The organism is Zhongshania sp., assembly GCF_047636175.1.
In the GTDB taxonomy this organism is placed as follows: Bacteria; Pseudomonadota; Gammaproteobacteria; order Pseudomonadales; family Spongiibacteraceae; genus Spongiibacter.
Map to the genome: position 1 here is coordinate 1 of NZ_JBLIKC010000029.1, position 24049 is coordinate 24049.

At 49.0% G+C, this 24049-nt stretch carries 26 protein-coding genes; 14 read left to right on the forward strand and 12 right to left on the reverse strand.

The window, feature by feature from the left end:
* Positions 1 to 461: polysaccharide pyruvyl transferase family protein (locus ACI955_RS15020; protein WP_415244559.1), on the forward strand; the 461-nt coding region annotated here is incomplete at its 5' end.
* Between the two features lie 42 nt (positions 462 to 503).
* Here ACI955_RS15020 and ACI955_RS15025 read toward each other — a convergent pair.
* The 8 genes from ACI955_RS15025 to ACI955_RS15060 all read right to left on the reverse strand — a co-directional run bounded on the left by ACI955_RS15025 (position 504) and on the right by ACI955_RS15060 (position 5784).
* On the reverse strand, positions 504 to 965 hold the full coding sequence (locus ACI955_RS15025) for a DUF1499 domain-containing protein (protein WP_415244560.1): 462 nt from the start codon (positions 963 to 965) through the stop codon (positions 504 to 506).
* Between the two features lie 181 nt (positions 966 to 1146).
* A complete protein-coding gene (locus ACI955_RS15030) occupies positions 1147 to 1683 on the reverse strand; it encodes a YaeQ family protein (RefSeq protein WP_415244561.1) in 537 nt (178 codons plus the stop codon).
* A gap of 45 nt (positions 1684 to 1728) precedes the next feature.
* Positions 1729 to 2154 carry a YqaA family protein gene (locus tag ACI955_RS15035; protein ID WP_415244562.1) on the reverse strand — a complete coding sequence of 142 codons (426 nt, stop codon included), beginning with the start codon at positions 2152 to 2154 and terminating at the stop codon, positions 1729 to 1731.
* Positions 2151 to 2816 carry a gamma-glutamyl-gamma-aminobutyrate hydrolase family protein gene (locus ACI955_RS15040; protein ID WP_415244563.1) on the reverse strand — a complete coding sequence of 222 codons (666 nt, stop codon included), beginning with the start codon at positions 2814 to 2816 and terminating at the stop codon, positions 2151 to 2153. Before ACI955_RS15040 ends, ACI955_RS15035 begins: the two co-directional genes overlap by 4 nt.
* Positions 2813 to 3829: an amidoligase family protein gene (locus tag ACI955_RS15045; protein ID WP_415244564.1), complete on the reverse strand. Its 1017-nt coding sequence runs from the start codon at positions 3827 to 3829 to the stop codon at positions 2813 to 2815. Before ACI955_RS15045 ends, ACI955_RS15040 begins: the two co-directional genes overlap by 4 nt.
* A 197-nt stretch (positions 3830 to 4026) precedes the next feature.
* Positions 4027 to 4212, reverse strand: a complete 186-nt coding sequence (locus tag ACI955_RS15050) for a PLDc N-terminal domain-containing protein (protein ID WP_415244565.1) — start codon at positions 4210 to 4212, stop codon at positions 4027 to 4029.
* A 153-nt stretch (positions 4213 to 4365) separates the two neighbouring features.
* Positions 4366 to 5403: a 2,3,4,5-tetrahydropyridine-2,6-dicarboxylate N-succinyltransferase gene (gene dapD, locus ACI955_RS15055; protein WP_415244566.1), complete on the reverse strand. Its 1038-nt coding sequence runs from the start codon at positions 5401 to 5403 to the stop codon at positions 4366 to 4368.
* A gap of 21 nt (positions 5404 to 5424) precedes the next feature.
* Positions 5425 to 5784, reverse strand: coding sequence for an ArsC family reductase (locus tag ACI955_RS15060; protein ID WP_415244567.1), 360 nt, complete (start codon positions 5782 to 5784; stop codon positions 5425 to 5427).
* A gap of 142 nt (positions 5785 to 5926) precedes the next feature.
* Here ACI955_RS15060 and ACI955_RS15065 point away from each other — a divergent pair, with 142 nt between their 5' ends.
* Entirely contained in the window at positions 5927 to 6082 is a 156-nt protein-coding gene (locus tag ACI955_RS15065) for a hypothetical protein (protein WP_415244568.1), read from the forward strand.
* Here ACI955_RS15065 and nth read toward each other — a convergent pair.
* Genes nth through map form a run of 4 tightly spaced genes read right to left on the reverse strand, consistent with a single transcriptional unit; the run spans position 6079 to position 11391 of the window.
* Positions 6079 to 6732 carry an endonuclease III gene (gene nth / locus ACI955_RS15070; RefSeq protein WP_415244569.1) on the reverse strand — a complete coding sequence of 218 codons (654 nt, stop codon included), beginning with the start codon at positions 6730 to 6732 and terminating at the stop codon, positions 6079 to 6081. The two genes, ACI955_RS15065 and nth, sit on opposite strands and share 4 nt — an antisense overlap.
* Positions 6726 to 7946, reverse strand: a complete 1221-nt coding sequence (dapC, locus tag ACI955_RS15075) for a succinyldiaminopimelate transaminase (RefSeq protein ID WP_415244570.1) — start codon at positions 7944 to 7946, stop codon at positions 6726 to 6728. The genes nth and dapC overlap by 7 nt, the downstream gene beginning before the upstream one ends.
* Positions 7943 to 10597: a [protein-PII] uridylyltransferase gene (glnD, locus tag ACI955_RS15080; protein WP_415244571.1), complete on the reverse strand. Its 2655-nt coding sequence runs from the start codon at positions 10595 to 10597 to the stop codon at positions 7943 to 7945. The genes dapC and glnD overlap by 4 nt, the downstream gene beginning before the upstream one ends.
* A complete protein-coding gene (gene map, locus ACI955_RS15085; protein ID WP_415244572.1) occupies positions 10597 to 11391 on the reverse strand; it encodes a type I methionyl aminopeptidase in 795 nt (264 codons plus the stop codon). Before map ends, glnD begins: the two co-directional genes overlap by 1 nt.
* A 286-nt stretch (positions 11392 to 11677) precedes the next feature.
* On the opposite strand from map, the gene rpsB reads away from it, so the two are divergent.
* The 12 genes from rpsB to lpxA all read left to right on the forward strand — a co-directional run bounded on the left by rpsB (position 11678) and on the right by lpxA (position 24037).
* Complete coding sequence (rpsB, locus tag ACI955_RS15090; RefSeq protein WP_368376505.1) at positions 11678 to 12421, forward strand: 30S ribosomal protein S2; 744 nt, start codon at positions 11678 to 11680, stop codon at positions 12419 to 12421.
* Between the two features lie 132 nt (positions 12422 to 12553).
* Positions 12554 to 13417, forward strand: a complete 864-nt coding sequence (tsf, locus tag ACI955_RS15095; RefSeq protein ID WP_415244573.1) for a translation elongation factor Ts — start codon at positions 12554 to 12556, stop codon at positions 13415 to 13417.
* A 94-nt stretch (positions 13418 to 13511) separates the two neighbouring features.
* Entirely contained in the window at positions 13512 to 14273 is a 762-nt protein-coding gene (gene pyrH / locus ACI955_RS15100) for a UMP kinase (RefSeq protein WP_368376503.1), read from the forward strand.
* Entirely contained in the window at positions 14263 to 14820 is a 558-nt protein-coding gene (gene frr / locus ACI955_RS15105; protein WP_368376502.1) for a ribosome recycling factor, read from the forward strand. The genes pyrH and frr overlap by 11 nt, the downstream gene beginning before the upstream one ends.
* A 21-nt stretch (positions 14821 to 14841) precedes the next feature.
* Entirely contained in the window at positions 14842 to 15600 is a 759-nt protein-coding gene (uppS, locus tag ACI955_RS15110; RefSeq protein WP_415244574.1) for a polyprenyl diphosphate synthase, read from the forward strand.
* Between the two features lie 12 nt (positions 15601 to 15612).
* Positions 15613 to 16461 (forward strand): phosphatidate cytidylyltransferase, encoded by an 849-nt coding sequence (locus ACI955_RS15115; RefSeq protein ID WP_415244575.1) that lies wholly within the window; start codon positions 15613 to 15615, stop codon positions 16459 to 16461.
* Positions 16461 to 17654, forward strand: coding sequence for a 1-deoxy-D-xylulose-5-phosphate reductoisomerase (ispC, locus tag ACI955_RS15120; RefSeq protein ID WP_415244576.1), 1194 nt, complete (start codon positions 16461 to 16463; stop codon positions 17652 to 17654). Before ACI955_RS15115 ends, ispC begins: the two co-directional genes overlap by 1 nt.
* A gap of 66 nt (positions 17655 to 17720) precedes the next feature.
* Positions 17721 to 19079, forward strand: a complete 1359-nt coding sequence (gene rseP, locus ACI955_RS15125; RefSeq protein ID WP_415244577.1) for an RIP metalloprotease RseP — start codon at positions 17721 to 17723, stop codon at positions 19077 to 19079.
* Positions 19080 to 19170: 91 nt separating this feature from the next.
* Positions 19171 to 21759 (forward strand): outer membrane protein assembly factor BamA, encoded by a 2589-nt coding sequence (gene bamA / locus ACI955_RS15130; protein WP_415244578.1) that lies wholly within the window; start codon positions 19171 to 19173, stop codon positions 21757 to 21759.
* A 52-nt stretch (positions 21760 to 21811) separates the two neighbouring features.
* On the forward strand, positions 21812 to 22321 hold the full coding sequence (locus ACI955_RS15135; protein ID WP_415244579.1) for an OmpH family outer membrane protein: 510 nt from the start codon (positions 21812 to 21814) through the stop codon (positions 22319 to 22321).
* Positions 22322 to 22799: 478 nt separating this feature from the next.
* On the forward strand, positions 22800 to 23237 hold the full coding sequence (gene fabZ / locus ACI955_RS15140) for a 3-hydroxyacyl-ACP dehydratase FabZ (protein ID WP_415244593.1): 438 nt from the start codon (positions 22800 to 22802) through the stop codon (positions 23235 to 23237).
* Positions 23234 to 24037 (forward strand): acyl-ACP--UDP-N-acetylglucosamine O-acyltransferase, encoded by an 804-nt coding sequence (gene lpxA, locus ACI955_RS15145; protein WP_415244580.1) that lies wholly within the window; start codon positions 23234 to 23236, stop codon positions 24035 to 24037. Before fabZ ends, lpxA begins: the two co-directional genes overlap by 4 nt.
* The last annotated feature ends 12 nt before the right edge of the window (positions 24038 to 24049 follow it).

The window sequence follows — 24049 nt, forward strand, 5'->3', positions numbered from 1 at the left end:
TACAGCAGCGGCTGGCCAGCGGATATAGTATTAAATTATTGATCGGCGCCAGTGCATTTTTGGCGGCCGATGATGTTGTTTTTGTGCAGTGGATGCAGCGCAAAGCGGCTGGCCAGTTTGAGCTGTGCGTTGCCGACACTGAACAGGCGTGGCTGGAGTGTATCGCCAATGCCGCCCTGCTAGTCTCTGGCCGTTTCCATCACAGCATTGCTGCGGCTTTTTTGGGAACGCCGTTTATTGTTACGGCGAGCAATACGCCGAAGGTCGCGGGTTTACTAGAATTACTGGAGATGCGTACTGCTCTGCTGCAAGCAGATCAAGATTTCTTGGATAATTTGACGCTGATGGCTGATCAACGTCTTGCACAGCCCGGGCAATTTATCTTATCTGCACAGCGAAGGCATGCTTTAATCACTTTGGCTGAGAATAATTTTACAAGCCTAAACGCTGCGCTATGCTAGTCGCTACTCCCTAGCTAGCGCAGCGGATTTAGGTATCAGGAATTACTGTTCTTGCCCCGAGCTTACGCCGTTTAGTTGGCTGCGCAATTGCTCTAGCCTTGCCCTGTTGATGCCAAAGTCGTAATAGCCAACGCGTGATGAACTGCGAATATCTACCGCATTTTTAGCGGGTGTATATAATAATTCCACGTCGTCTTTGTAGCCCATGATGTCTGTGCTGGTAACAGCATGAAGGTAGTTAACCTCCCGTACCGCGATCTTGGTGCGCGGCATTGCTAATACCAGTGCTTGTAAGCGCTGCCATTCCTGTGCAGTGTTAACCTCAATCGGCGCAATATATTTTTTGGGATCGCTTTCTGTGCTCGATACGCAATGGGGTGCAAAGGAGCAAGCTTGAAACTTACCACTGCTAACGCCAAGTTGCGGGGTGCTGCAGGCGCCAAGCAACAAGGTGGCACCGAGCATAGCGGCAACGCGGGTGATAAGACGTGCTTGAATTTTCATAACGACCTCAGAGTTGAACGTATCGCGCCCTTGTACGTGGAATAAGCGCGATTGGAGTTTGCGGCTAATGGCGTCTTGCGTGATTACTTGAAACGTTTCGATCTACATCCCATAGTGCGCCGTTGGACTTATGACTATAGCCGTAATAGCGCACTATGCTATGGAAAAATAGTACTACCGACTAGCAGTGTTCCCTGAGTTTAATTTCAATATTGTTCTCGGCGTCTGAACACCACAGGGAATCTTCGTCGATGGTGCACTGCAGCTTCATGGTGCGCTGGGCAATGTTCTTTAATGCTGCGGAGTCATCTAAGCTGACCTCGATAATTTTGACATTGCCGTGTTGAATGATTTTGCTGCGATGCTCCTCCCACCACATTTCGGCGGTCCGACCGCCATAAATAAAGATAATCACCTGCTTGGCAATGCCTCGGGCTTTGCGAACTCGCTTTTCGCTGGGGAGCCCCATCTCTATCCATAAATCGATTTCGCCAGTCAGTGATTTCAGCCATAAATCCGGTTCGTCGTCGGTGCTTAATCCCTTGGTGAACTCAAGGTGTTCGTCGGCGTATAAGGCAAAAGCCAAAATGCGCAACATCATACGCTCATCAGTTTCGGAGGGGTGACGGGCCACGGTGAACTGATGGCGCTGGTAGTAGTGGCGGCGCATATCACTGATATCTAGTGTGGTCTTAAAGAGTGTTGCGTTCAGTGCCATATTTTTAGATTCGCTTACGGTCAGGGAGGGCTATTGTACGCTGGTTTACATCGCACTGACGCCAGCAATAACAATGGCGTAACGCAGACCCTTGCCAATAGCGACGAGGATGAAAAATGGCGTGGCAGGAATGCGCATAATGCCACCCACTACAGTGAGTGCATCGCCTCCTATGGGCATCCACGACATCAGCAAGGTCCATTTTCCATAGCGCTTAAACCAGTTTTGGGCGCGCAGGAGATCTGACTTGCGGGCAGGAAACCAGCGGCGATCTGAATACTGGCTCAGTTTCATACCCATCCACCAGTTTACTCCGGCGCCCAGAGTATTGCCGGCGGTCGCTGCCAGCCATAACCAAGCAGGGTGCAGGCCCGCGTTGAGTTGCGTTATTAGTAAAATTTCAGAATAGAAGGGCAATAATGTGGCTGCGCCAAACGCGACGGCAAACGTCAGTAGGTATTGGCTGATCACTGTGTACTGCTCGTGACGAGGTGTTTAAAAATATGTAATTGGCATGCTTGGAGCGGAAGATATTCCGGATGCCACTGCACGCCAATTCGACAGCGGTGGTCTGGGGCTTCTACGGCTTGAATGATGTTGTCGGCATCGCGTCCGGTCACTTGTAAGCCCTCACCTAATTTATCAATCGCTTGGTGGTGAAGACTATTGATGTGGCAATGTTCACTGCCGAGTATTTTGTATAGCGAACTTTGGGGATCTACCCTTAGGGATTTTCGGGGGATGAGCATGCGCTTATTGGATGTAAGATGGCGATGGTCCCGCAAGTCGGTATGCAGTGTGCCACCGAGTACAATATTAAAAAGTTGCGCGCCTCGGCAGATGCCAAGAATGGGTAAGTCTTTGGCGAGGCTTTGCTCTAGGGCTAGCATTTCAAAACGGTCGCGCTCGCGATTGATGGGTGCGGTTTCGGGTGCGTCAGGCATATACAGACGCTGATCAATATCGTCGCCGCCACTGATGATAATACCGTCGAGTTCGCTTGGAATTTTGCAGCGCTGTGGTGTCAGCCGATAAGCTATGGCGCCACTGCGCCATAGCGCCCAGCGAATGAACCACCATGCAAGCGGTAGTCGGGTGTCGTCGCCGGTGACGCCAATCAGAGGTTTGTTCACAGCAACTCCGGTATTAGCCAACCGCTTACGCTGTTGGCCCAGTTGGTGAAAAGATTGGCGGTAGGCTTGTCGAGATACTGTCGATAAGCATGACAGACCGCATCCAGTCGCCTTTTGTCCATCGCTAAATTATCGACCTGCAGCCAGTCGCGGTAGGGATGAATCAGACCCCATTGCAGGTCATCGATCAGGCTGTTTGGCAGCCGATAGTGAAGAGTGGGACGCGGTTTTACCCGGTCATCCTGAACCTTGCGACGAAGTCTCTTATCATCAATATGAGAGAACAGCGGCAGCATATCCAGTGCGCGGTTGCGGGTGGGATTGTATTCTAGGTAATCGTCGATTAGTTGGCCAATGTCGGGTTGATAGTCTTCCCGCAGGAGCAACTTTACATAATCTTTACCAAAGGGGTCGACGTAGGACGTTAGACGACGACTAAAATCAACGTCACAGCGCATTTTTAACCAGTCGTAAAGACACAAGAAGGCGCGTAGATAATCACGAATGGTATCTGCACTGCAGTCTGGCATCTCTGGGTTTAACTGCAGTCCAAAGGCATTTTTTGCCGATCCGTGGGTGCCTTGTGCGCCGGCGTCGCGCAGCTTTTGAAATAGTGTGTCTAGTTGCCATAGTTCGTCCATGGCGATGGGCGGGGCGACCACTTCAAAGGGCACCAGTTGCTTGGCAATCGCGCCGACAATGGCCTCGGCCAGCTCTTCCAGATCGCTGTTGTCGGTGGCTTCACGGCGCTCTCTACTGATACGTTTGATGTAGGAAAAATCAAGCTCAACGCCAAAGGTACCTAGCGATGAGTCGACCACATTGATTTCGTAATCGGATATAGCCTCCGCTTTTCCTCCATACAGGGAAAAAATGACATCGACAATGGCGTCTATTCCCATGCCGGTAAATTCTATCTCGACGCCCAGACGCCGCATTTTTCCGGCAGTGGTTTTGGTTTGTTGAGGCAGCGGCCACAAAGACTTGCGATAAGCATCCAACGATTTCGTCATTCCTACCTCCGATGATATTAACCACAACTGACAAGCTATCTGAAAAGCCTAGACAACTAGTCGCAAGTTGCAGGCCCGAGTGCTGCGGTAATCAGCCACCCCAAAATACCACGATATGACTCAGGCTGAATTACAAATCAGGCGCAAAATTTATCATAGCAATAGTGAACTCGAATGACAGAATTAGAAGAGCGACCTTAGGCGCGTTCGCGCGGGCCGGCAAACCACCAAACTAGCAGGCCAAGGAAGGGGAGGAATAGTATTAGTAAGATCCAGAGTAATTTGCTGGCCGAAGTTTCTCTGCTTTCTACAATATTGAGAATGGCCCAAATGTCGGCGATAAAAATCAGAAATCCTAAAACGCCGGCAATCTGAAACTCCATATCACTCTCCTGAGAAATCTGTCGGCTACTCGTTTCTAGCCCATCACTACTAGCAAATGGATACCTGTTAATAGAGTAGTTTAGCGGCGAGGAGTTGACCAGCTGAGAAAGTAACGCCCTGCGAGGACAGGGCGCATAGCTATAAAAAACAGATTAGTTGTGGGCGTGCAACATCTCGTTCAGAGCGATGGCAGACCTATTTGTTAATACTTCAATGGCGCCGTTCTTAGAATTGCGGCGAAATAGTAAGTCAGATTGGCCAGATAAATCGCGGGCTTTGGTCGTGCCAGCTGAAGCGCCGTCTGCGTCTATCATGGTGATTACTGAGCCTGCAGTAATATAAAGACCGGCTTCAATAGTACAGCGATCTCCCAGCGGAATGCCGACACCGGCATTGGCACCGATCAGACATTCTTTGCCAACCGAAATAATAATATTATTTCCGCCTGACAGTGTGCCCATGGTGGAACAGCCACCCCCGAGATCGGAACCGGAACCTACCATCACACCGGCCGAAATTCGACCTTCAATCATGCCTGGGCCTTCAGTGCCGGCGTTAAAGTTGACGAAGCCCTCGTGCATAATAGTTGTGCCTTCGCCTAGATAAGCACCTAGACGAACCCGCGCGGTGTGGGCAATACGAACACCTGCCGGCACAACGTAGTTGGTCATTTTTGGAAATTTATCTACCGACATCACTTCCAGTAGCTCGCCTTTTAGACGGGCTTGGAGCTGACGATCTGCTAGCTCGCCAATATCGACCGCGCCCAAGTTGGTCCACGCGACATTCGGTAAAACGCCGAATAAGCCAGTGAGATTGATGCTGTGGGGCTTAACAAGGCGGTGCGACAATAAGTGGAGTTTTAAATAGCCTTCGGGCACGGATCCGGGGGCATCGTCGCTGCTTAATAAAGTGATGACTAGGGGCTGATTGCCGCTGGCTAGCTGTGCGGCAATAGTGGCTTGCGCAGCGCTGTCGCTTGCCGCGATAGCATCGGCAATTTGTGCCATTTCCTCACTAGTCACTGCAATAGCGGTATTGCCCTGTAATGGGGCAATGACCGTTTGTACTGCCTTAATAAGTTCTGCAGTAGGATTTAATAGTGGGCTTGGGTAAAACGTGTCTAGCCACTCGCCTTTGCTATTTTGAGTGCCAAGGCCAAGACCGAATGCGAAAGATGCTTGAGTCATTGTTGCGTCTCGTTTATTGATTTAAAGGGTGTGATGGGTGAATAGCGATTGATAGTCGGCGGCTTTAAAGCCCAGATGTAGAGCGCTACCGGTGTCCAATAAGGGACGTTTCATTAGCGTCGGATGTTCAAGAAGCAATGCAACTGCACTGTCTTCACTTAAAGTATGACGTTGCTCTTCAGACAGCTGTTTCCATGTGGTACTGCGTTTATTGACCAGTGCATCGAGGCCGAGTCGTTGCAGCCATGTTGTGAGCTGCTCGGCCTTGAGTGGTGTGTCGCGTACATCCTGGAAGGCGAAATCAACGTCGTGTGATTCCAGCCAGCGTCTAGCGGCGCGGACGGTATCGCAATTTTTGATGCCGTATAGTTTGGTGCTCATCAGTCTTCTCTTGTTGCTGAGGACAGGCGGAAAATTTCGGTCGCCAAGGATAGCAAATTCTCCGGCCCGGATCACGGCACTTGTGGTTGAACCGAGTCGACACCTGCTTATGATTTGGTACATTCATTGCATTTAAATATGCATGTTACCTTTAATTGTGCCCATTACCGCACTACTACTCGGCACTTCGCTTCTGCTGCTTGGCAGCGGCCTACTCAATACCTTGTTGGCGATTCGCGCGGTGTTTTTGCTAGGACTGCCTTGTCATGATGCGTCAGCTATTTTTAAGTCCTGCTAAGGCTTGTGAACTATCTTGGGATTGCGGCGACGCGGATAGCAGGTGGTGCAAATTTCACAGACCCTGCCATCACAGCCTCTAGCGCTGCAATACTCCCGGCCATAAAAAATAATTTGTAGGTGCAGAGCGATCCAACGATCCTTGGGGAACAGCGATTTTAGGTCTTTCTCTGTTTGCACCACGTTTTTACCGTTGGTGAGTCCCCAGCGTTGTGCCAGGCGATGAATGTGGGTGTCGACCGCGAAGGCGGGCACGCCAAAGGCTTGGGACATCACCACACTGGAGGTTTTGTGACCGACGCCGGGCAGGGTTTCTAAGGCGGCCATGCTTTGCGGGACGACGCCATTATATTTTTCAACCAAGATTTCTGACAGGCGTTTGATGGCGCTGGACTTCTGTGGCGAGAGACCACAGGGGCGAATGATAGCCCGAATAATTTCCACGTTTTGCTTAGCCATATCAAAGGGGTTGTCAGCCAACTCAAACAGCGCAGGGGTGATTTGATTAACTCGAGCATCGGTGCACTGCGCCGAAAGTAACACTGCCACCAGTAGAGTGTAAGGATCTTTATGGTCCAGCGGGATCGGTTGATCTGGATAGAGCTCTTGCAGACGCTGAGCAATATAAGCCGCTCGCTCTTTTTTTAGCATTGGCTTTGATCGGTCCTTGCGGTATTTTTAAGGCTTTGAACATAAGCTTTAATGCGCCGTGCACCTTCCGCGCATTGCTCCGGTTCGGCAACCAGTGCCATGCGCACATAGTTGGCGCCGGGATTAAAGCCATCGACTTCCCGGGATAAATAGCTGCCTGGTAATACTGTGACATGCTGCTGCTCAAACAAGCCGCGTGCAAACTCGGTGTCGGCTATTGGGGTTTTAGCCCAAAGATAAAAAGACGCTTCGGGAAGACTGACATCGAGGCAGCCATCAAAGATGTCGAGAACCTCATTGAATTTTTGCCGGTACAAAACCCGATTGGCTTTGACGTGCTCTTCATCCTGCCACGCAGCAGCACTAGCAAGTTGATGTTGAATGGGCATGGCGCAGCCGTGATAGGTGCGGTATAGCAAAAAGTCATTGAGTATGTCTGCATCGCCGGCGACAAAGCCAGATCTTAAGCCAGGTAGGTTTGAGCGTTTTGATAGGCTGTGAAATACCACGCAGCGCTGGTAGTTACTGCGACCTAATTCGTCGCAGGCTTGCAGCAATCCCGGCGGCGGCGAGCCTTCGTCAAAATAGAGCTCGGAATAACATTCGTCGCTGGCAATGATAAAGTCGTATTGATCTGCAAGAGCGATTAGCTTTTGCATCTGTTGGCAGCTCATCACAGCGCCGCTAGGGTTTCCCGGTGTGCAAATGTATAGCAGTTGGCAGCGTTTCCAAATGTCAGGGCTGACGATGTCAAAGTCGGGGATAAACCCATTCTCAGGCCGACATGCAAGAAATTCCGGTGTGGCTCCTGCGAGTAAAGCTGCGCCTTCATAAATTTGGTAGAAGGGATTGGGGCTGCACACCAAGGCCTCTGGCGTTGGGCTGATCACCGTTTGTGCGAAGGCGAATAAGGCTTCACGGGTGCCATTGACGGGTAGTATCTGGGTGTCGGGATTGAGTTGGCTTAGACCAAAGCGCTTGCAAGCCCACTTTGATATCGCCTGGCGTAATTCAGGGATGCCCTTGGTGGTGGGGTAGTTGCTTAATTTGTCTAAGTTTTGGCTAATTGCTTCGCTTACAAACTTGGGCGATTGATGTTTTGGCTCGCCAATTGACAGCGCGATGGGTGTCAGTGACGGTGCAGATAGATCTTCAAATAGCAGTCGTAGTTTTTCAAATGGGTAGGCGTGCAGCGCGCTTAAATGTGGATTCATAGGACTTTTCTACTCGCCTTCTCATCTAGTTCACGACAGATTGCCTGCTGTATCTCTTCGCAAATTTTGGGGTCGTCGATGGGCTGTTGATTCTCATCGGTAATAAAAAACACATCCTCTACCCGCTCGCCGAGCGTGGCAATTTTTGCGTTCTGAAGTTGGATATGAAATTGATTAAAAATACGCGCTAAATGTGCCAGCAAACCAGGCCTGTCGGGCGTGATAACTTCCAATACGGTCTGCGCTTTATTTAAATCTGTAGTCATGCTGGTTCTGGTTGGCGTGGAAAATAGGCGCATCTGGCGCGGTGTGCGTCGACTGGCTGCAGAGAAGTCCTCAGGGTTTTCTAAATGTTCACGCATAAACTCAATAATATGTGCGATGCGGTTTGGGTTGTCGCCAATGGACTCACCATCTGCATCCAGCACATAGAATGTGTCCAGCGTATAGCCAGTGCCACTATTATAAATGCGGGCGTCTTGGATGCTTAGGTCTAGCTGTTCCATGGCCTCTGCGAGCTGGGCAAATAAGCCCACCCGCGCGTGCGTGTGAACAAATATTTGGCTAACGCCAGCGTGGTCCAGCAGACCGCCTTCTTTAATCAGTACCACGGCAGCATTGGCTTTTACGCGATCAGCAATGGCGCGGGTGTGCCAAACGATGTCGTCGATCTGTTCGCGAATAAAATAATCTTCGCCGGTGTCGGCCCACAGTTCGCGAATTTCTGTCTCAGTAAAGCCATAGTCCTCGAGCTTTTCAATGGCGCCGAGCTGAGTTTCGGCAATCCATTCCTGTTTGTCGATAGGGTTTTCTAAACCTCGGCGCAAGGCCCGTCTGGTTTCAGCGTATAGTTGGCGCATTAATGATGCGCGCCACGATGTCCACAGTGTGGGGTTGGTTGCGTTAATGTCAGCGACGGTGAGGCAGAATAAATAATCTAGGTGTTGTATATCGCCCATAGTTAAGGCGAATTCCCGAATGACCTCGGGATCTTGAATATCTTTGCGCTGCGATACTGAGGACATTTCTAGGTGTTTTTCTACTAGCCACGCTACCAGATTGCCATCGCGTTTATTGAGGCCCAGGTGTGCGCAAAATTCCCGCGCATCAACTGCGCCTAGGCTGGAGTGGTCGCCGCCGCGGCCTTTGGCGATATCGTGAAATAAACCGGCTAAATACAATAGTTCGGGTTTAGGTAGGCGCTGCATAATTCTGCAGGCCATCGGGTAGGTTTCCACCATGCTTGGATAACGGAAGCGGCTTATATTTTTAATTAGCTCTAAGGTGTGCGCATCGACTGAGTAAATATGGAAAAGATCGTGCTGCATTTGACCGACAATACCGGCAAAGGCCGGAATGAATTTGTCGAGTATGCCAAAGCGCTTCATGCGGCGAAGGCTTAGCGCGACTCTTTGTGGTGAGCGCAGCAATTCTAGGAAGTAGCGTTTATTTTTGGGGTTGGCGCGAAAGCTATCATTGATAAGATGATGAGATTTTCGAATCAGCCGAATCGTGCTCGCGCGCACTCCATCAATGGCGTCATTACTCGCCATTAATACAAAGATTTCCATCAGCGCGGAGGGGGTTTTGCTGAATACCTTGGCATTACAAGCTTCAATGTGGCCGTTGCGTACCCGGAAGCGGCTATTAATTTCGAAGACAGTCTCTGCCTCGCAAGCCCGCAATATGGTTTCGTCGAAGTGCTGCATTAACACATCGTTAAGTTCGCCAAGATGCATTGCCCAGCGATAATACTGCTGCATAAATTGCTCTACGGCGAGCTTGCCGTCGCCGTCAGTAAAGCCAAATTGCGCGGCTAGGGTGCGTTGGTGATCAAATACTAGCCGATCTTCTTCGCGTCCCGCTAATAGATGCAGGGCAAATCGCATCTTCCACAAAAAGTCCTGGCCATCCTTGAGTGTGTCCAGCTCTTCCTTGCTCAGGAATTGGCGCTCTACTAGTTCATCGATAGATTGGGCGCCGAAATGACGTTTAACAACCCAGCCGATCATTTGAATATCACGTAGGCCGCCGGGAGAGCTCTTAACATTGGGTTCTAGGTTGTATTCGGAGTTGGCATATTTGCGGTGGCGGGATATTTGCTCGTCCCATTTTGCGCGGAAAAAATCGCTGCTTGGCCAGATGTTGTCGGGGCCGACCTTGGTCATTAACTCGCTGCGTAGCGCGGGGTTGCCGGCCAGGGTGCGCGATTCCATCAAGTTGGTGGCTACCGTGATGTCGTCAGCGGCGGTTTGGCAGCATTCACTCATACTGCGAACACTATGACCAATCTCTAAGTTAATGTCCCAGAGTAGTGTGATGAGGTTCTCGATATTGTCGCGGTAATCCACGCAGTCGTCGCTGGTGAGTATCAGCAGGTCGATGTCGGAGTAGGGGTGTAACTCGCCCCGACCATAGCCACCGACGGCGATTAGGCTTATATCGTCGCCCCACTGGTAGCTTTGCCAAATGCCCTGCAATAATTCGTCTATACGCTGTGAACGCAGTGTGACGAGGGTGCGAATGTTTTCACCGGCCTCGAAACTGGTTTTTAGATCGCTGGCCAGCGTTTTCAGATAATTTTTGTAAGTCTTTACGGACTCACCGGGCTGCGCCAGCGCATGGATGTCCGGGAGTGCAGATTGACTCATTATAGCTCTCGATAGAAAGGTTCATCAGGACGGGCAGTAAGGACTTCGACACCGTCCGCGGTGACGACCATGGTGTGTTCCCATTGTGCCGACAGTCGGCGGTCTCGTGTGGTAACGGTCCAGCCATCTTTGGTATTGAGTTTGGTTTGTTTTTTCCCCGCATTGATCATCGGTTCAATGGTGAAAGTCATGCCTTCTTTTAACACGAGATCATTGCGACGGTTATAGCCTTCGCCATAATGCAGTACCTGCGGATCTTCGTGGAATACAAGACCGATGCCGTGTCCGCAGTACTCTTCTACAACGCTGTAGTGTTTGCCGCGCGCATGCTTGGCGATAATGGTGCCAATGTCGCTAAGTGTGCAGCCGGGCTTAACCAGCGCAATCGCTTGATATAAGCACTCCTGAGTGACTTCGCATAGGCGCCTGGCATGCTCAGGAACCGTGCCGACGTAATACATGCGGTTAGTGTCACCGTGCCAGCCATCCTTTATTACGGTGACATCAATATTTAAGATGTCGCCATCCTTGAGTATTTTTTTGTCTGATGGAATACCGTGACAAATGACTTCATTCACCGAGGTGCACACAGATTTGGGGAAGCCATTGTAATTTAGTGGCGCAGGGATGGCTTTTTGCACGTTAACTATATAATCATGACAAATTTGATCTAGCTCGCCAGTGCTGATGCCCGGCTTGACATAAGGGGTGATCATTTCTAATACGTCGGCGCCGAGTCGGCCGGCAATACGCATGGCGGCAATTTCGTCTGGCGTTTTAATGCTTACATTCATAGGGTTTTACCGGTTTGCAGCGTCATCTGGCGATTCAAAGCAGGCTATTGTAAACCATCGCTTTATGGGTAGCGAAGACATCGCGGTATTTTACCCTCAAAAGCGGTTTATACTTTATGTGATAGGGGCTCTGTGGTATAAATATGCGCCCCGATAATGGCTCGAGCTATTATCGGATTAATGACGCGCAGAAATCGGCACGTAATCCCGGGTGCTTCAGCATGAGTTGGGGTTGGATTATGGGATCTCTGCAAGTTTGTAACCCGATGTTTATTAAGGAAAAGTCATGTCTCATGTAAGTATGCGTGAAATGCTGCAAGCCGGCGTTCACTTTGGTCACCAGACCCGTTATTGGAATCCAAAAATGGCACCATACATTTTTGGTGCGCGTAACAAGATCCACATTATTAACCTCGAGCACACCGTTCCTGCATTAAACAGTGCCTTGGATGCCATTGCTATAATGGCCGCTAATAAGAACAAAATCTTATTTGTTGGTACTAAGCGTGCTGCAAGTAAGATTATCGGCGAACAAGCTGCCCGCGCTGGCATGCCTTTTGTAAGTCATCGTTGGTTGGGCGGTATGCTCACTAACTACAAAACTATTCGTCAATCTGTGCGTCGCTTGCGTGAGCTGGAAGCACAGAGCTTAGACGGTACGTTTGATAAGCTGACTAAGAAAGAAGCGCTGATGCGTCGCCGTGATATGGAGAAGCTAGAGCGCTCCATTGGCGGTATTAAAGATATGTCTGGTTTGCCTGATGCGCTGTTCGTTATCGATGTAGATCACGAGCGTATTGCTATCCAAGAAGCTAACAAACTGGGTATTCCAGTGTTCGGTATCGTTGACACTAACAGCAACCCAGATGGCGTAGATTTTGTTATTCCAGGTAATGATGACGCAATTCGCGCTATTAAATTATATGTCACTGCCATTGCCGATGTTGCTATTAGTGCAGCTGCCAATGAACTTGTTGCTAAAGACGAGTTTGTTGAAGTTGCACCAGAAGGCGAAAGCGCCGCCGAGTAAATTGGCCCGCTAAGCAGTCTGCGAAAGGGGGCAAGGCCCCCTTTTTTTGGATATTGACTGAGCAGACGCCGGTTTTTGTGTCTGATCTCGAGCTTGAGTTAACACGCTTAAGGTAATTAAGAGGATTTTAGGATGGCTGTAACAGCATCAATGGTAAAAGAATTACGCGATCGTACTGGTCTTGGCATGATGGAGTGCAAAAAAGCACTTAATGACGCCAATGGCGATATCGAATTGGCAATTGAAGAAATGCGCAAGTCTAGCGGTCTTAAGGCAGCTAAAAAAGCGGGTCGTACTGCGGCCGATGGCGTTGTTAGCATTAAAATTGCAGAAGATGGCAGCTACGGTGTTGCGGTTGAAGTGAACAGCGAGACAGATTTTGTTGCGCGTGATGTCACCTTCTTGGCATTTGTTGCCCAAATAGTTGATAAAGCTTTCGCCAATAAGTCGACTGATGTTGCTGAGTTGATGAGTGGCGAGCTAGAGTCTGCACGTGAAGCCCTGGTTCAAAAAATCGGTGAGAATATTTCCGTGCGTCGCTCATTAGTTGTTAGCGCAGAAGATGGCGTAGTTGATGGCTATGTGCATTCTAATAACCGTATTGCGGTATTGGTTGCATTGAAAGGCGGCGATTCTGATTTGGCACGCGATGTTGCCATGCACGTTGCTGCAGTAAATCCCCGGGTTGCTAAATCTGCTGATATGCCTGAAGAAGAAATCACCAAAGAGCGTGAAATCTTTACAGCGCAGGCAGCCGAGAGTGGCAAGCCACCTGAGATCATTGAAAAGATGATTGAAGGCCGGATTCGCAAATTCTTGTCTGAAAGCTCTCTGGTTGATCAGGCGTTTGTTAAAGATCCTGAGCTCACCGTGGGCAAGTTGCTGAAAAACAGCAATGCCGACATTCAAACATTTTTGCGTTTTGAAGTGGGCGAAGGTATCGAGAAAGAAGAAGTAGACTTTGCCGCCGAGGTGGCTGCTCAGCTGAAAGGCTAAGCCACTAATGTTAGCGGGGCCTGCGGGCCCCGCTTTACTTTAAGCGATATGCAGGTGTCTTGATAATATCGTGTAATGTGGTGAGGTAGGAAAAATGTCTAGCCAAGCTCGAGATAAGAAATACAAGCGCATACTGCTTAAACTAAGCGGTGAGGCTTTGATGGGTGGCCTGGGATTTGGTATTGATCCTAAGGTGTTAGACCGTATGGCGCTTGAAGTTGGTCAACTGGTTGGTATCGGTGTGCAGGTTGGTCTAGTGGTTGGCGGCGGGAATTTGTTCCGTGGTGCGGCACTGCAAACTGCGGGCCTAGATCGTGTTACCGGCGATCATATGGGTATGTTGGCTACAGTAATGAACGCCTTGGCGCTTCGCGATGCGCTAGAGCGTAGTAATATAAAATCTTCGGTGATGTCTGCGATTCCAATGAGTGGTGTTGTTGATCACTATGATCGTCGCAAGGCGATTCGCGCCTTGTCCCGTGGTGAAGTGGTTATTTTTGCCGCCGGTACAGGTAATCCGTTTTTTACAACCGACTCTGCAGCGTGCTTGCGTGGTATTGAGGTTGATGCGGATTTAGTTTTGAAGGCAACAAAAGTAGACGGTGTTTACAGTGCAGATCCCATGCTCGATCCCGATGCTGTAAAGTATGATTATCTCAGCTACGATGAAGTGTTGAATAAAAAGCTCGAAGTTATGGACTTGACCGCGATTTGCTTGTGTCGTGACCATAATATGCCGCTGCGGGTTTTTGCGATGGAGCAGCAAGGGGCTTTATTGAATATTGTGGTGGGAGGCGAAGAGGGGACTCTGGTTGGTGCCGCCGCAACACGTGAGGAGAAACGTCGTGATAGATGATTTGAAGGAAGACGCTAAGCAGCGTATGGCCAAGACTATCGAGGCCTTGGGAACTAATTTCAATAAAATTCGTACCGGTCGCGCGCATCCTAGCCTATTAGATGGCTTGCGGGTGTCCTACTACGGTACTGATACGCCGCTATCGCAATTAGCTAATATAGGGGTCGAAGACTCAAGAACATTGACCGTAACGCCTTGGGAAAAGAATATTGTTCCCGATATTGAAAAGGCGATTATGAAGTCAGATCTGGGTTTGAATCCTAGCTCTGCCGGCAGCGTGATCCGTATCCCAATGGCTATGCTGACCCAAGAAACTCGCAAAGGTTATATCAAGCAGGCTAGGCAAGAAGCGGAAAGCGTGCGGGTATCAATTCGCAATGCACGTCGCGATGTGCTGTCTGACCTGAAAGACTTGTTAAAAGAGAAAGAAATCAGCGAAGACGAAGAGCGTCGCGCGCAGGATGATGTGCAGAAAATCACCGATCAGTATATTGCTGAAGTTGATAAAGCACTGGCGGCGAAAGAAGCCGACCTGATGGAAATTTGAGCGCTGAGCTGAATTGTTTAAATGCCAGTAACAACGCGGGATTCCGCGCCTAAGAGTGTTCCCCGCCATGTTGCCATTATTATGGACGGCAACAATCGCTGGGCTAAACAACAGGGTTTGAAGTCGTCCGCGGGCCATCGCGCCGGCGTCGAGGTGATTCGTCCGCTATTAAAACAAACCCGAGCGCGCGGCGTGGAAATTGTTACTTTATTCGCGTTCTCTAGCGAAAATTGGCGGCGGCCAACCCTCGAAGTTCAAGCCTTAATGCGGCTATTTTCAAGTTATCTCTATAGTGAAACCAAGCAGCTACATACCGATGGCGTGCGAATGCGGTTTATTGGTGAGCGCAGCCAATTTTCAGCGGCGCTGCGCAAGCAAATGGACTATAGCGAGCAGTTAACCCGTTTTAATCGAGACACGCAGTTGGTCATCGCGGTTGATTACGGTGGCCAGTGGGACATTGTTAGCGCGGCTAAAGTATTGGCAGAAAAAGTTAAAGCTGGCGAGCTCAGCACTGATGAATTTAGTGTCGAGTTATTTGGCCGTCATCTTGCACTTGCAGATGTTGCCAAGCCAGATCTTTGTATTCGCACTGCCGGCGAGCAGCGAATTAGTAATTTTATGCTGTGGCAGTTAGCTTATAGCGAATTATATTTTACAGATTGTTTTTGGCCTGATTTTAACTCAGAAGAGTTAGATAAGGCGCTCGATGCCTATGCGTTTCGAGAGCGGCGATTTGGCGGTCGAGATAATGATAATAATGCAGAAACGCCCGAATAAAGGAATCAGTTTATGTTAAAGCAGCGGGTCATCACCGGGGTGTTGATCGTAGCCACGCTATCGGCGGCACTGGCTTATTTGTCTCTGCCTGCGTTGTCGGCAGTGTTTGCGCTTGTTGTGTTGCTGGCTGCATGGGAGTGGTCAGATATGACCGGCTTCTCTAGTAAAATATCCCGCTTTTGCTATGTCGCAGCATGCGCCCTGTTGATGGCGGTCGCTGGGTGGAAGACAGATTTGCTGGGCAGTGTAGATCAGGCGGAGGTCAAGGATATTGTTGTTGCAGCCAGTCTTTGGTGGGCTATCGCGTTGCTTTGGGTTAAGTCTTACCCTTTAAGTGCGGGGCTTTGGGGTTCGCTGTGGATGAGGGCCTTAATGGGCTTTCTGGTTGTGGTGCCGGCGTGGCTGGCCCTTTGTTATTTAAGAAGTTTAAGCGGCGGGGTGTGGTTGATCGTACTCGTAATAGCCCTCGTTGCTTCAGCTGATATTGGTGCTTATTTTGTGGGTCGCGCTTTTGGAAAAGCCAAGCTTGCCCCTGCGGTGAGTCCAGGAAAATCTTGGGCGGGCTTTTGGGGTGGCTTGGCATCAAGTACTTTACTGTCTGCTTTGCTCTGGGTTGTCTTGGCGCGGATGTCGCCGGGAGCAATACCTATCGGGTTATTGCCCTTGATCTGTCTTGTGATAGTGACCGTTTTGGCCTCGGTCTTAGGAGATTTATTGGAAAGTATGGTCAAGCGCCATCGCGGTATTAAAGACAGTGGCCACCTGTTGCCGGGGCATGGCGGAATAATGGACCGTATAGACAGTATTACGGCCGCGGCACCGGTCTTTGCCTTGGGTTTGATGGCGACGGGATGGGCCTGATGCAGTCAGTTACTGTGCTGGGCTCTACCGGCTCTATAGGTGTCAGCACATTAGAAGTTTTGGCGCGTCATCCTGAGCGTTATTGCGTTTATGCGTTAACTGCTAATCGCAATCTAGACACCTTGTTTGAACAGATTGAAGTGTTTTCTCCACGCTATGCGGTATTGGCTGATACTGCTCTTGTTAAGCCTTTTGCCGATCGACTTGCCTCTGCCGGTCTGAGTGCCGAGGTGCTTGGTGGGGTAGATGGCCTGTGTGCAGTGGCGCGTGAGGCTGACGCGACGATGGCGGCGATTGTGGGGGCAGCGGGTTTACTGCCAACCATGGCGGCGGTTGAAGCGGGTAAAAAGGTTTTATTAGCCAATAAAGAAGCTTTAGTGATGGCTGGGCCGCTGTTTATGGACGCCGTCGAGCGTCACGGCGCGATTTTATTGCCGATAGATAGCGAGCACAATGCGATTTTTCAATGCTTGCCACCCCAAAATCAGGTGGGGAGCGCTCAGGGCAGTCCTTTTAAAAATGGCGTCCGACGCATTTTGCTGACCGGTTCAGGCGGGCCTTTTCGAACCACAGCCTTGGCAGACTTAGCTGGTGTGACACCGGATCAGGCATGTGCGCACCCAAACTGGTCAATGGGTCGTAAAATATCTGTTGATTCAGCAACTATGATGAATAAAGGCCTAGAGCTGATTGAAGCTTGTTGGTTATTTGATACTGCCCCCTCGAATATTGATATTATTGTTCATCCCCAGAGTGTTATTCACTCGATGGTTGAGTATATTGACGGCTCGGTATTGGCGCAGCTAGGTAATCCCGATATGCGTACGCCTATTGCGCATGCTTTGGCGTGGCCGGAGCGAATTGTGTCCGGGGTTGGGGCTCTAGATATTATTAGTCAGGCGCGTTTAGATTTTGAGGCGCCAGACGAACGTCGCTTTCCGTGTTTGCGGCTTGCGCGTGAAGCCGCAGTGCGGGGCGGAACAGCGCCAGCAGTGTTGAATGCGGCGAATGAGATTGCTGTTGAAGCATTTCTTGATGGGCGCTTGGCGTTTGTCGATATTGCCACGGTTATAGAACAGGTTATGTTGAAGCTGGAAATTGTTGAACCGCAATCACTCGCGGATGTCCAACAAGCGGATAGCAAGTCTCGTGTTTTGGCAGTGGCAATTATTGCAGAGAAAGCCTTGATTTAATTGATAATCGATACGGCTCAGTGGTTTTGAATAGGCTGACCGTTAGCATGATGTGGGGCGAAGAATTTGTTGGACATATTACAAACGATATTAGTGACACTGTTAACCTTAGCCATCTTGGTAGCAGTCCACGAATTCGGCCATTTTTGGGTCGCGCGGCGTTGTGGCGTCAAAGTCTTGCGGTTTTCCGTGGGATTTGGCAAACCTTTGCTATCTTGGTCTGACCGCAGTGGTACCGAATATGTTATCGCCGGTATTCCGCTGGGTGGCTACGTTAAAATGTTGGATGAGCGCGAGGGCAATGTTCCTGAAGAGTTGCTAGATCAAACGTTTAATCGAGCAACACCCCGTTCGCGGATTGCCATTGCGGCGGCGGGGCCCTTGGCAAACTTTATTCTGGCTATTCTGGTCTATTGGTTGATCTTCTTAAATGGCGTTGGCGGTGTTACGCCAATCGTTGCCAAGGTTGAAGCAGGTTCTCTGGCCGAGAGGGCTGGTATTATTGCCGGCCAAGAGTTTTTGTCCGTTGACGGCAAGGCGACTCCCACATGGGAAGCTCTGCAGTTACAGCTTCTGGATCGCATTGGGGAGAACGGGGAAATCCTAGTCAATATGCGCTCATCTGACACAGGTCTGGTGAGTGAAAAAGTAGTGACGTTGACTGATTGGATGCATGACGTAGAAGAGCCAAATCCGGTGCGCGAGTTGGGCGTGACCTTATTTGTGCCGGAAGTGATTCCAAGAATAGAAACAGTCATGCCGGAAAGCCCTGCCGAGCGCGCGGGGCTGCGTGCTGGAGATTTGGTTCTTGAGACGGATGGTCAGCGTATTAACACTTGGTTGGAATGGGTGGAACAGGTAAGGCAAAAGCCGGAACAAGAGGTTTCGGTGACAGTTGAACGTGACAATCAGCGCGTCATGCTCACAATGACGCCAGAACGCAAGGTCGATGAGGGATCTCAGGTATATGGCTATGTTGGGGTGGGTGTTGCAATGCCCTCTTGGCCTGAGGAAATGCAGAGAATGACGGAATACGGGTTTATTGGCGCGGCTGTTGCGGCGGTTGACAAAACCTGGACGATGACCGCTCTTACTTTTTCGTCAATAAAAAAGATGTTGATGGGTCTGTTATCGCCGAAAAACTTGAGTGGGCCGATAACCATTGCTAAAGTGGCGGGCTCTTCAGTGCAGTACGGGTTTTTTGCATGGCTGACGTTTTTGGCATTGTTGAGTGTCAGCCTTGCCGTTTTAAACTTATTACCAATTCCGGTATTGGATGGCGGGCATATTGTTTACGCTCTGGTAGAGTGGCTCACCGGTAAGCCGGTGGCAGAACAGGTACAGATGTGGGCTAATCAGACGGGCTTGGTACTAGTAGTATGCTTGATGGTTTTTGCTATATATAACGATGTGTTGCGCCTTTAGTCTTTAAGATAATGCGATACTTTTAATCTTACACAGTGGTGGCGTCAGTTTTGATTTGGCGTTGGCACAAAGCCTTGGTTTTTAGCTGTTGATGAAACGCTTTTTAGCACTTAGTTTTTTCCTGTGGTCGGTGAGTGTTTTCGCTGTTGCCCAAAATTCACTGCCAATTTCAGATATTCGCGTAGAAGGCCTACAGCGAATATCGTCGGAGACGGTGTTCTCCGCTTTGCCAATAAGTATTGGCGACTTAGTCAGTACTCGTAGCGTAGCAAACGCCTCTAGGGCGCTGTTTGCCACGGGCAACTTCGACGATATCCAGATTGGTATAGATGGTGACATACTGGTGGTGAAAGTCGTTGAGCGCCCCGCTATCAGCATTATTAATTTAGAGGGCAACAAAGCGCTTGCTACTGAAGCGCTTCTGGATGGTTTGAAAAATTCAGGGCTTGCTGAAGGCCAGGTTTTTAAGCGGTCCACGCTGGACGGCATGAAAATGGAGCTGACTCGGCAGTACGTTTCTCAGGGCCGCTATGACGCTAGTATTGAAACCGATGTTGTCGCTGAGCCGCGCAACCGTGTTTCGGTCAGTATCAATATTGATGAAGGCAGTAACGCGACCATCGAACACATCAATATTGTTGGCAACGCGATTTACGACGACGACACCCTCTTAGATTTGTTTGAGTTAAAAACAGGCGGTTTATTTTCCTTTTTCAGTAGTAGTGATAAGTATTCTCGCGAGAAGCTCAAAGGCGATTTAGAGAAGCTCAATTCCTATTACCTAGATCGCGGCTATCTATTATTTAACTCGGACTCGGTTCAAGTTGCTATTAGTCCTGATCGAAAGTCTGTATTTATCACCGTAAATGTCATTGAAGGTGAAAAATATACCATCAGCAGCGCAGAGCTATCGGGTGACTTAGTGTTGCCAGAAGTCGACTTAAAGCGCTTCGTTTTAGTGCAGGAAGGCCAGGTTTTCTCACAGGCTTTGGTAACCAGTTCAGAAGAGTTTATTACCAAACGCTTAGGCAACGAAGGCTATAATTTTGCAAAAGTCCGCGGCATTCCTGAGACCAATGAAGAAAACAAAACCGTAGATATAAAATTCTTTATTGACCCCGGCAAACGCACCTATGTCCGACGCATTGATTTTGAAGGCAATGCGCGAACCTCTGACGAAGTCTTGCGTCGAGAGATGCGTCAGATTGAAAGTGCGCCTGCGTCGGCAGATAAAATTGAATTGTCGCGTATTCGTTTGGAGCGTCTTGGTTATTTTAAAGAAGCCAAAGTGGATACTTTAGAAGTTCCGGGTACCGATGACTTGATCGATCTGCGCTATGAAGTTGAGGAGCAAAGCTCTGGTAGTCTCGGTGCAAGTGTTGGTTTCTCGCAGGATAGTGGTCTGCTGCTCAGCGCTAATATCCAGCAAAACAATTTCTTTGGTACCGGTAAACAAGTTGGTTTCGGCATTTCCCGCAGTAACTTTGCGAGCAGTGCTAATTTTAATTATCTTGATCCCTATTTCACAGAAGATGGTGTGAGTCGCGGTTTTTCTGTCTTTTACCGCGCTACCGATTTTGAAGAAATTAACGTCGCCAGTTATACCTCCGACACTTACGGCGCCAGCGTTAATTTTGGCTACCCTATTTCTGAAACTGAGCGTCTTGGTTTCGATCTTGGTGTAAATCGGACTTCAATCGATGCGGGTCTGAGCGCAGTAAAAGAGATCAAGAGTAGCCCGCGCTTATTAGATATTATCGACAACTATTTTGTGAGTCAGCTAGATCCCGTAACCGGGACTTACAATGTGGCCGAGGTGCTCGAGAATATTAATAATTTGCCCGCCAATGCCTTAGTTGATAGCGGCGAAGAAGGGTTTTTAGATAAATATGGCGAAGAGTTTGATAACGTCACCGCCGGTATTTCTTGGCGGCAATCAACTCTAAACCGCGGTTTGTTAGCGACTCGCGGTGCCGCGCAATCTTTGTCTTTACAAGTGGCGGTGCCAGGCTCTGACCTAGAGTATTTCAAGCTAGGCTATGAAGGGCAGATATACGTTCCTATTACTAATAGTTTTACCCTGAGATTCAGAACTCAGTTGGGCTATGGTGATGGCTATGGTGAGCTAGAAAATCTGCCGTTCTACGAGAATTTCTACGCGGGCGGTTTTGGCTCGGTGCGGGGTTATCAAGCTAATACTTTAGGTCCCCGTAGCTCTATTGCCGATATTTATCGAATTAGCCAGGCAGCTACGGCCATAGATTCTTCGGGCAATGCGTTGGCACTGTCGGCACAAGGGGCTTATATTTTAGATCCTGCGACCGGTTTGTTGGTGGTGGATAACGCCAATAGCTTCACTCGTGACCCAGACCCCTTCGGTGGCAATGTGCTAGTAGAGGGCAGTATAGAATTACTATTTCCCCTTCCTTTTGTGAAAGATCAACGTTCTGTCCGCAGTGGTTTGTTTTTTGATGCAGGTAATGTATTTAGCACCCAGTGCGGTTCTACTCAGATTAATTGCTCAACTCCTGAGATTTCAGGTTTGCGAACGTCTGCTGGTGTTGGTGTAACCTGGATCACTGGTTTTGGTCCGTTGACCTTTAGTCTCGGTAGAGCGCTGAACGCTGAAAAGATTGATGAAGAAGAAATATTCCAATTCTCATTAGGGCGTAGTTTTTAAACCCTGTTTGAAAGAATTTAATTATTAACACAATAATCAGTAGGAGTTGTATATGAAGTTTTCCAAAGTTATCGCGGCGGCAGTAATGGTATTGTGGGCTTGCGGCACTATGGCAGAAGGCCGAGTCGCAGTTTTTGATGTTGAGGCTGCGGTGCTTAATACCGATGTCGCAAAGAAGCGTTTGACGGCTATGCGCAATCAAGCAGAATACAAAAAAAATGTTTCTGAACTAGAGGCATTGAAGAAGAATTATGACAAGCAGGTTGAGCAGTTTCAGCGTGATTTCGATATTTTGAGCGCCGAGCAACGTCTGGCAACTAAAAATAAAATTGATACCGCTCGAGATGATGGCGAGCACCTTGCTCGTAAAATAGAGGCGTCAAATCAGCAGGAAGCTCAGTCTATTCTTCAAGAGCTGGGACCAAAATTGCAGAAGATTTTGCCAGACCTGATCAAAGCAGAAAATATTGGTTTGCTGCTGCCGCGTAAGCAGGTGCTGCATGCTGATGTTAGCTTCGATATCACGGCAAAAGTCGCAGACAAATTGAATCAAACAAAGTAGGTAAATATCTAAGCGAGAGCGTTTAGTCTCGCTTAGTGCTTGGCTGTCTAATAACTTGGTTTTAAAAGACAGTCAGGAATCTCCTTGCGGACATAGTCTCATTGAGTAGCGTGGAATTTCCTGGTTAAACTTTTTCACAAATACTGTGTTTGAATTTAGCTTCTAAAGTATCTTGCCCGTCTTAATCTGTCGCAGTTCTTGGAGATGGTGGATACAGCCAAAGATGCAGCAATAGTTCTACTGAACAAGGGTAGTGTCTTTATTGGTCGCGTATTGCAAGTGTTGCAGACGTTTCTAATGCGGTGCCGGCTTGGATTGCTAAGTTGATTTTGTAGCCTGGGTTTTACTCAGGGACGTTCGCAGCGACTTATTTTGCTGTACGAAAAAAACCGCCGCGCGATTTAGGTAGCTTTATTTACGTTTGGCTCTTTCAGAAAAGCAATTAAAGAATAATCACGAGGGTGAAGGCTGAGACATGCTGATGGACATTAATCAAATAAAGGAATACCTACCGCAACGTTTTCCGTTCTTGCTGGTCGATCGAGTGTTAGAGTTAACACTCGGCGAATCTATCGTTGCTATAAAGAACGTGACTGGAAATGAAGACTTTTTTAATGGCCACTTTCCGGATTTGCCGATTATGCCGGGTGTGTTAATCATTGAGGCAATGGCTCAGGCAGCAGGTATTTTAGGCTTTAAAACACTGGATAAAAAGCCTTCAGAAGGGTCAATCTATATGTTTGCCGGTGTAGATAAGGCGCGTTTTAAACGTCAAGTAGTTCCTGGCGATCAGCTAGTGTTGAAGGCGCAATACGTCTCCGATAGCAGAGGGTTGTGGAAATTCAATTGCCAGGCATTCGTTGACGATAAACTGGCCTGTTCGGCAACCATCTTGTGCATTGATCGGCAGCGTTGATAGTGACAGATAATATTCATTCATCCGCAGTGGTTGATCCTCGCGCGATTATTGACCCGAGCGCGGTAATCGCCGCGGGTGTAAAAGTGGGCCCTTGGACAATAGTTGGTGCAGGCGTAGAGATCGGTGAAGGCTCTGATATTCGCTCTCACGTTGTGCTGATGGGGCCAACAAAAATTGGTAAGAATAATCGTATCTACCAGTTTTCGACTATTGGTGATGATACCCCTGATTTAAAGTACAAGGGTGAAGCCACGGAGCTAATTATCGGCGACGATAATGTGATTCGTGAAGGCGTCACTATTCACCGCGGTACCATTCAAGATCTCGGTAAGACCATTATAGGTAATAAGAATTTACTAATGGCTTATGTGCATGTCGGTCATGATTCAGTGATCGGAGACAACTGTATTCTCGTTAATAATGCAGCACTCGCCGGTCATGTGGTTGTTGGCGATTGGGCTATCTTAAGCGGCTTCACCCTTGTTCATCAGTTTTGTCATATTGGTGCTCACAGTTTTGCCGGGTTTGGTTGCGGGATTAGTAAAGATGTCCCCGCCTATGTGACCGTGAGTGGTACACCCGCGCAAGCAAAAACCATTAATAGCGAAGGCTTAAAGCGTCGCGGTTTTACTGCGGACGCTATTGCTGCTATACGCCGCGCTTATAAAATCATTTATCGTCAGAACAAAACGGTAGAAGAAGCGTTGATGGCGTTAGCACCTATTTCTGCTGAGTTCCCCGAAGTGCAATTGTTGGTAGATTCATTGAAACAATCTCAACGCGGCATTGTGCGTTAATTCGCACCATCC

Bases quoted from the DNA above. Each gene is read 5' to 3' on its own strand.
- ACI955_RS15025 (WP_415244560.1), bottom strand. From the start codon at position 965: ATGAAAATTCAAGCACGTCTTATCACCCGCGTTGCCGCTATGCTCGGT.
- ACI955_RS15030 (WP_415244561.1), bottom strand. From the start codon at position 1,683: ATGGCACTGAACGCAACACTCTTTAAGACCACACTAGATATCAGTGAT.
- ACI955_RS15045 (WP_415244564.1), bottom strand. From the start codon at position 3,829: ATGACGAAATCGTTGGATGCTTATCGCAAGTCTTTGTGGCCGCTGCCT.
- ACI955_RS15050 (WP_415244565.1), bottom strand. From the start codon at position 4,212: ATGGAGTTTCAGATTGCCGGCGTTTTAGGATTTCTGATTTTTATCGCC.
- dapD (WP_415244566.1), bottom strand. From the start codon at position 5,403: ATGACTCAAGCATCTTTCGCATTCGGTCTTGGCCTTGGCACTCAAAAT.
- ACI955_RS15060 (WP_415244567.1), bottom strand. From the start codon at position 5,784: ATGAGCACCAAACTATACGGCATCAAAAATTGCGATACCGTCCGCGCC.
- ACI955_RS15065 (WP_415244568.1), top strand. From the start codon at position 5,927: ATGTTACCTTTAATTGTGCCCATTACCGCACTACTACTCGGCACTTCG.
- nth (WP_415244569.1), bottom strand. From the start codon at position 6,732: ATGCTAAAAAAAGAGCGAGCGGCTTATATTGCTCAGCGTCTGCAAGAG.
- dapC (WP_415244570.1), bottom strand. From the start codon at position 7,946: ATGAATCCACATTTAAGCGCGCTGCACGCCTACCCATTTGAAAAACTA.
- glnD (WP_415244571.1), bottom strand. From the start codon at position 10,597: ATGAGTCAATCTGCACTCCCGGACATCCATGCGCTGGCGCAGCCCGGT.
- map (WP_415244572.1), bottom strand. From the start codon at position 11,391: ATGAATGTAAGCATTAAAACGCCAGACGAAATTGCCGCCATGCGTATT.
- rpsB (WP_368376505.1), top strand. From the start codon at position 11,678: ATGTCTCATGTAAGTATGCGTGAAATGCTGCAAGCCGGCGTTCACTTT.
- tsf (WP_415244573.1), top strand. From the start codon at position 12,554: ATGGCTGTAACAGCATCAATGGTAAAAGAATTACGCGATCGTACTGGT.
- pyrH (WP_368376503.1), top strand. From the start codon at position 13,512: ATGTCTAGCCAAGCTCGAGATAAGAAATACAAGCGCATACTGCTTAAA.
- uppS (WP_415244574.1), top strand. From the start codon at position 14,842: ATGCCAGTAACAACGCGGGATTCCGCGCCTAAGAGTGTTCCCCGCCAT.
- ACI955_RS15115 (WP_415244575.1), top strand. From the start codon at position 15,613: ATGTTAAAGCAGCGGGTCATCACCGGGGTGTTGATCGTAGCCACGCTA.
- ispC (WP_415244576.1), top strand. From the start codon at position 16,461: ATGCAGTCAGTTACTGTGCTGGGCTCTACCGGCTCTATAGGTGTCAGC.
- bamA (WP_415244578.1), top strand. From the start codon at position 19,171: ATGAAACGCTTTTTAGCACTTAGTTTTTTCCTGTGGTCGGTGAGTGTT.
- ACI955_RS15135 (WP_415244579.1), top strand. From the start codon at position 21,812: ATGAAGTTTTCCAAAGTTATCGCGGCGGCAGTAATGGTATTGTGGGCT.